The organism is Streptomyces luteolus, assembly GCF_029968015.1.
GTDB classification, from domain to species: domain Bacteria; phylum Actinomycetota; class Actinomycetes; order Streptomycetales; family Streptomycetaceae; genus Streptomyces; species Streptomyces luteolus.
On sequence record NZ_JASCIS010000104.1, the window covers coordinates 1 to 2015 of the forward strand.

General features: G+C 66.6%; 2 protein-coding genes. Both read left to right on the plus strand.

Annotated elements, in window-relative coordinates; genetic code table 11:
* Positions 1-230 precede the first annotated feature (230 nt).
* On the plus strand, positions 231-1424 hold the full coding sequence (locus tag QIT00_RS38640; RefSeq protein ID WP_282540183.1) for an IS110 family RNA-guided transposase: 1194 nt from the start codon (positions 231-233) through the stop codon (positions 1422-1424).
* A gap of 99 nt (positions 1425-1523) precedes the next feature.
* On the plus strand, positions 1524-1985 hold the full coding sequence (locus QIT00_RS38645) for a GNAT family N-acetyltransferase (protein ID WP_282540184.1): 462 nt from the start codon (positions 1524-1526) through the stop codon (positions 1983-1985).
* The last annotated feature ends 30 nt before the right edge of the window (positions 1986-2015 follow it).

The following is a 2015-nucleotide window of genomic DNA, read 5'->3' on the forward strand; positions in this document are numbered from 1 at the left end:
GCTCTACCTTTCAGATCACGGGTTGTCCCCAGCCATTCGTAGGGTTGTGGCACCCAGGGGGGTGGGGTGTGGCTCTCAGGCTGGCTGCCGTTCGTGGCTCCGGAGGCTTGGCCGCCCCGCCCCCCACGACGACTCGGCCGCCGATTGGGAAGTGCGAACTGGTCGCTGTGTAGAGCAATGCCGGCGAGGTCGTCTGTGGTACGCAAGGCAACGACGACCTCGGGAGCACGATGAACCGGATATGGGCCGGGATCGACTGCGGCAAGACCCACCACCACTGCGTCACGATGGACGCTGACGGCAAGACCCTGCTGTCGCGCCGGGTGGCCAACGACGAGCCAGAGCTTCTCCAGCTCCTCGGCGACGTCCTCGACATCGCCGACGGCCGCGAGGTGACGTGGGCGATGGACATGACCGGCGGCGAACCCGGCCTGCTGATTGCCACCCTGATCAATCACGCCCAGGAACTGCTGTATATCCCGGGCCGCATGGTCAACCGTGCGTCCGACGCCTACCGGGGCGAGGGCAAGACCGACGCCCGCGACGCCAGGATCATCGCTGACCAGGCACGCATGCGCCGTGATCTGCAGCCCATCCGTCCCGGCGACGAGGCCACGATCGAACTGCGCCTGCTGACCAGCCACCGCGTCGACCTGGTCGCCGACCGCACCCGAACCATCAACCGGCTGCGCTCCGTGCTGACCAGCATGTTCCCTGCCCTGGAGCGGGCCCTGGAACTCACCAACGCCGGACCGCTTGTTCTCCTGACCGGCTACCAGACCCCGGCCGCCCTGCGCCGGATCGGCGCCAGCCGGCTGACGACGTGGCTGCGCAACCGCAAGGTCCGCGGGGCCGAGAACCTGGCCAAGGCGGCCGTGGAGGCCGCCGAGCGGCAGCACACCGCTGTTGCCGGCGAGAAGGTCATCGCGAAGATGGCGCACACCCTCGCCAAGGAGGTGATGGCCCTCAACGAGAAGATCGCCGAGATCGACAAGCTCATCGAGGGCCGGTTTCGCGAGCACGAGCTCGCCGAAGTGATCCTCAGCATGCCGGGCATGGGCCCCAAGCTCGGTGCCGAGTTCCTCGTTGCCGTCGGCGGCAGCCTGGACGGCTTCCCCACCGCGGACCGTCTCGCGGCCTTCGGGGGCGTGGCTCCCGCCCCGCACGATTCCGGCAAGACCAGCGGCAACCTGCGGCGCCCACAGCGCTACCACCGGCGTCTGCAACGGGTCTTCTACACCTCCGCGCTGGTCAGCGCTTGGAGCGATCCCAACTCCAAGCGGTTCTACGACCGCAAGAGAGCCGAAGGGAAAAGCCACGTCCAAGCCGTCCTCGCGCTCGCACGCCGACGCGTCAACGTCCTGTGGGCACTCATCCGCGACCGACGGTGCTACCAAGTCCTGCCTCCCGCAACGGCATGCTGAAGCGCTCGGCCTGTCCAGCCGCAGGCCATCGCGTACTTCTCCCGCATGGCTGCAGGGTGTGAAGATCGAGAGACCCACATCTGACCCCGGAGGACGTAGATGAGTGTGCTGACCAGGCCCGCGCGGGCGGCGGAAGCCGAGATCCTCAGTGACTTGGCACTGCGGTCCAAGGCGCATTGGGGCTATGACCCCAAGTTCCTGGACGCGTGCAAAGACGAGCTCACCGTTGGCGCGGATGAGGTCGTACGCCGGCGCGCCACAGTGGCTGACAGAGACGGTCACATCCTGGGCTTCACGACTCTTGAGGGAGAGCCACCTACAGGCGTTTTGGGCATGATGTTCGTAGATCCGCAGGCCATCGGCCAGGGAATCGGACGCGTGCTGTTCGAGCACACCATCGCTGCCGGACGAGAGCTGGGGTTCACCCGGCTCACGATCGACGCGGACCCGAATGCCGAGCCTTTCTATCGTGCGATGGGTGCAGTACGCATAGGAAACGTCCCCTCTGGTTCCATTGCCGGCAGGGTGCTGCCGCAGATGGTTGTCACCATCCAGCGCTGAACCAGCGTCGCTTGACAACGTCATTGGGAA

Bases quoted from the DNA above. Each gene is read 5' to 3' on its own strand.
- QIT00_RS38640 (WP_282540183.1), top strand. From the start codon at position 231: ATGAACCGGATATGGGCCGGGATCGACTGCGGCAAGACCCACCACCAC.
- QIT00_RS38645 (WP_282540184.1), top strand. From the start codon at position 1,524: ATGAGTGTGCTGACCAGGCCCGCGCGGGCGGCGGAAGCCGAGATCCTC.